Annotated in this window: 4 protein-coding genes and 1 pseudogene; 4 read left to right on the top strand and 1 reads right to left on the bottom strand. The window is 61.7% G+C overall.

Annotated features, from left to right (window positions below; genetic code table 11):
• The first annotated feature begins 295 nt into the window (after nucleotides 1-295).
• Both V7116_RS25550 and V7116_RS25545 read left to right on the top strand, forming a co-directional pair.
• Nucleotides 296-973 carry a hypothetical protein gene (locus V7116_RS25550; RefSeq protein WP_324394832.1) on the top strand — a complete coding sequence of 226 codons (678 nt, stop codon included), beginning with the start codon at nucleotides 296-298 and terminating at the stop codon, nucleotides 971-973.
• 164 nt (nucleotides 974-1,137) lie between these two features.
• Nucleotides 1,138-1,848 (top strand): Crp/Fnr family transcriptional regulator, encoded by a 711-nt coding sequence (locus tag V7116_RS25545; protein ID WP_324394831.1) that lies wholly within the window; start codon nucleotides 1,138-1,140, stop codon nucleotides 1,846-1,848.
• Here V7116_RS25545 and V7116_RS25540 read toward each other — a convergent pair.
• Nucleotides 1,845-2,531, bottom strand: coding sequence for a hypothetical protein (locus V7116_RS25540; protein ID WP_324394830.1), 687 nt, complete (start codon nucleotides 2,529-2,531; stop codon nucleotides 1,845-1,847). The two genes, V7116_RS25545 and V7116_RS25540, sit on opposite strands and share 4 nt — an antisense overlap.
• A 318-nt stretch (nucleotides 2,532-2,849) precedes the next feature.
• Between V7116_RS25540 and V7116_RS25535 the strand changes: the two genes are divergently transcribed.
• Both V7116_RS25535 and V7116_RS25530 read left to right on the top strand, forming a co-directional pair.
• Nucleotides 2,850-3,260 carry a response regulator transcription factor gene (locus V7116_RS25535; protein ID WP_324394829.1) on the top strand — a complete coding sequence of 137 codons (411 nt, stop codon included), beginning with the start codon at nucleotides 2,850-2,852 and terminating at the stop codon, nucleotides 3,258-3,260.
• Nucleotides 3,261-3,591: 331 nt separating this feature from the next.
• Nucleotides 3,592-4,401, top strand: a pseudogene (locus V7116_RS25530) (hypothetical protein); the annotation flags it as partial.

The raw sequence follows: 4,401 nt of genomic DNA, 5'->3' as shown, positions 1-4,401 counted from the left end.
TCGGACCTTATGCGTGGGCTGATGCTCCCTAGAATGAAATACCTACCCTTGAAAGCCCCCGGCCCCTCTCCAATCAAGTTGGAGAGGGGAGACAGGCAGTAGGCAGGGAGAGATGATGGGTTTCATGCTACAGAGAAAAATCGCAAAGCCAACAACGGGCGGAGCGGCTATCGCCATGCAGATTGCCTGTAAGTAAAGTATAAGAAACCGGATCGCAGAGCAACCCCGCTTTACACTCGCACGTACACTATAATCAGAATGCACGATCGGTAATGGGAGCGCGAGGGATAACATCATGTCTGAGAACAACACGACGCCGAACCCTGAAGAAATGGGTGCGCGGTTAGACGAAGAAATCAAGGAAACCGTCGAGGGCTGGGGTGATGAGTCCAAGTCCAAGAAGACGGACTACGACGAGCTGGGCCGCGATCTGGACGACAAGCTGCGCCGGACCATCGCAGGCTGGGTTGGCGCTGGCGAGGACGCCAGTTGGAAGGAAATCGGCGAGCAGATGGACGCCGGTACGCGCCGCGCCCTGGCGAAGTGGGTGGGCACGGACGAAAACGCGGACTGGTCCGACATCACCAATAAGATGGAATTCCGCACACGCAGCGGCGCCGCGCGGCTGGTGAACGTGCCCGGCAGCGAAGAGGAAGCCTCGTGGTCGGACATCGGCGCGAAGGTCGAGCGCGACGTGCGCGGGCTGGTCGGCGGCATCGTCGGCACGCCGGATGACGCAGGCTGGGACACCATCGCGCAGACGATGGTGGACAAGGTCCGCGACGTGTTCGGCAAGAGGGCGCACTCGAACAAGGACGCCGCGCCGGATGCGGACGCCCAGCGCCCGCGCAGCGGCAAGGTCGAGATCACGGGCGAGGATGCGCCTCCGGCCAGCCCGGCGGGTGACGCGACCACGACCGGCCCGGTCGGGGACGTCAAGCTGGACATCGACCCGGATTCCAAGCTCAACTAACGCCGTCCGGCTTCTCCGGTTTTGAAAAGACACGATTCCGCTCGTACGGGTGGAATCGTGTTGTTTTTTGAGGACGAAGATCACGCGGATCGAGGCTAACCCTGGGCCCGTATTTATGTTATCCTGGTAGACGGGCGGGAGGCGATTTCCGCGGAGGAGACGGTATGTCAACCGAGCAGTTTCTACGTAACGTTTCGCTCTTTGCGAACCTGACGGCAGCCGAGCTGGAACCGCTGGCGCGGCGGCTGGTGACGCGCGAGTACGAGCCGGGCGCGGTGATCTTCAGCCAGGGCAGTCCGGGCAACAGCATGTATATCGTCCGGTCGGGGCTGGTGGATGCCGTGCTGACGTCGGAAGATGGCAGCGAGCGGATCCTGGCGCAGTTCGGGCCGGAACAGTTTTTCGGGGAGTTTGGGCTGCTCGATGGGCTGCCACGCTCGGCCACGATGGTCGCGCGCGAGCCGAGCGATCTGTTGAAGCTGGGACGCACCGAGTTCTTCGGCTTTTTGGAGATGTACCCGGCGGTGTCGATCAAGCTGCTGGTGCTGCTCAGCCGGAGGCTGCGCTTCGCGCTGCAAACCGCCGAGCCGCTCGACGCGGTGCCGCTGCCGGTCCGGCTGGCGCGGGTGCTGGTGCAGTTCGCGGAACGGTACGGCGATCACGACGAGAGCCGCATCCAGCTTTCGCTGCGCCTGACGCGCGGCGAGCTGGCGGGCATTCTGGCCTGCCCGCGATCGGACGCGGAACAAGCACTGGCGGCGCTCGATGACCAGGGACTCATCGGCGTGCGAGGGCTTCAATTGACGATTTACGATATGGTCGGGCTGCGCGCGGTGGCGTCAGTGGATGATGAAAGTGGCGAAGTGCCCGATTAAGCCTCTTGATCTTGAATGTGGGGGGGGCGATCCTGGCGCTGCATCATGGCGTAAAAAGGATAAACCAGCTCCCCCGGCTCCGTTGTATCCGATTGCAGCGCGTTGAGGTTGGCTGCTTCGAAGTCCTCGTGCATGTGCTCCAGCGTCTCCAACTGGACGTCGGTGGGCTGAAGCGAAAACAGCGTGATCAGGATGGTGTGCTGGCGCGGCATGAAGCACAGCCATTCGCCGTTTTCAAGCTCGGCGCTGCGCGTCCCGGCGCGGAAGCTCCCGGACGTGGCGGCGCGGCAGCTGTAGAGCAGCGGCGTCACCAGTTGATCGTCCACCTGAAACTCGCCCAAGGTATGGATGTGCTGGCCGGTATGCAGGTCGTAGAGGCGCATACCCAGCGGCGTGGCCGTGAAACGCTTCTTGAGCTTGACGGTATCTTCGGTTTCAAAGATTGCTTCGTGCAGGGACGTCTGCTGATCGGCGTTGTCGAGCAATTGCTGGATCGTGGCGATCTGGCGCTGGTAGCGGTTATAGAGGCGCTGGAACTGGGCGCGCGTGACCTGGCCCTCGGCAAATTCCTGAACCAGACTGTCGATTTTGCGCTGAATCTGCGCGATGAATTCCTCGCCCTGGCGTGTGCTGTCCAGGTGGGAATTCGGGTTATCATGCGTTGTGCCGGGCAACCTGACCATACGATACTCCAAAAACTGGCTCTCATCCCCGCACGTCATTATAACGAAATCGGCGCGGGTGGGAAATATTTCCTATCAAGGTGTACAAAATTCCGAAATTGTGAGCGGATTGGGCGCGGCTCAAAAATGGAGACCGGCGCCCATTTTTACCGCAATTTTAGGGGGCAAAGACCTGCCGGGGTTGTAGACTGGCCTCTTCCGGTGTGGTAGACTACAGGCAAGCGGGGATCATCAATTGAGCATGAGCGCACACACGGCAACACGGTCGTGAGGTGCTTTTATGCATCGTTAAGTCAGGCGGTTGGAGGCGGGTACGCGATGTCAGAAAAGGCTGAAGCGATTACGGTCGTTTGTATCGAAGACGAGCCCGAAATGATCGATCTGGTGAAGCTGATTCTCAGCCGCCAGGGATTTAACGTGCTGGGCGCGGGCAGCGGGCGCGAAGGGCTGGCGCTCGTCGCTGAAAAGCGTCCCGATCTGGTGCTGCTGGACCTGATGATGCCGGATATGGACGGCTGGGAAGTGTACCAGCAAATGCGCGCCGACGAGCACATGAAGTCTATCCCGGTCATCGTCGTGACGGCCAAGGCGCAAAGCATCGACAAGGTGCTCGGCCTGCACATCGCCAAAGTGAACGACTACATCACCAAGCCGTTCGGCCCGTCGGAACTGCTGTCGAGCGTGGTGCGCGTGCTGAAAGAAGCCGGGATCGAGGCCGAACAGGCCTGACGCGTTCCCGGTTGGGTTGGCGCTGAATCTGAGAGAAAGAGGCCCCTGGGCCTCTTTTTTTGTGCCCGCCTGCGGCGTGCGGAAAGGCAAAAGCGGACCTCACCATCGGCAGGCGGGAAGAAGCCGGGAATGGGGGATCAGGGAAAAGCAAAGCCAGGGCGCATCAAACCCTTCCCTACAGATCGCGGGAGCAGTGGGGCGTGTAAAACCGGCTCGTTTGCTCAAGCAGTGGGTAAGACGGTCTAGAGGCGCATGCACTCAATCCATGCTACACTAATGCAGATTGCACGTTTCTCAGCCAGCGAATTACGCGTGTTTTGAAGGGGGCCTCATGCGACAACGGCAACTTGTTTCGGCTCGCGCTTTGATCGGCCTGGTCGTCGCGCTTGCGGTCGTCGTCATGTGCCTGGGGATCAACCCGTCGCTGCCTCGCGCCAGCGCTTTCCAATCCGGCAATTTGCTGCAAAATCCCGGGTTTGAAGCGCCGTTCGTGAGTGTCAACGGGGATGCGACGCTCCAGGTGGCGACCGGGTGGCAGCCGTGGAATCTGGAAGGCGGCAGCTCGTCTGCGCTGAACGCCCGCCCCGAATATAAAGCCGCGCCTTCGAACCGCGTCCGCTCCGGCAGCAGCGCGCAGGAATACAACTCGTTCTACGCCACGCACGACGCGGGCGTGTACCAGCGCGTCGCGGTGACGCCCGGCACGTCGCTGCAGTTCAGCGTCTACGCGTATATCTGGTCTTCCGCGACCTTCGATAACCCGAACGCCAGCGAAGACCCGAACGGCGTGCAGATCCGCGTGGGGATCGACCCGAACGGCGGCACCGACCCATCCAGCAGCGCGATCATGTGGTCGTCGCCGGTCGAGTATTACGACCAGTACCGGATGCTCTCGGTAACGGCGACGGCGTCCAGCACGGCGGTTACGGTTTTCGTGCGCAGCCAGCCGCAGGACTTCGTCGGCACGACGAACGTGTACCTGGACGATGCTTATCTCGGCCCGACCGGCTCGGCTCCGGTCGAGACGCAGGCGCCGGTTCCGACCACCGCCCCGCAGCCGACGTCCGCGCCGGTCGTCACCGAAGCACCCACCGCTGAGCCGACGGCCGAACCCACGGCCGCGCCCGATCTGGCCACCACG

Source organism: Aggregatilinea sp., from assembly GCF_036822615.1.
Lineage (GTDB): Bacteria > Chloroflexota > Anaerolineae > Aggregatilineales > Aggregatilineaceae > Aggregatilinea.
This window is presented reverse-complemented; position numbering and strand designations above follow the sequence as displayed.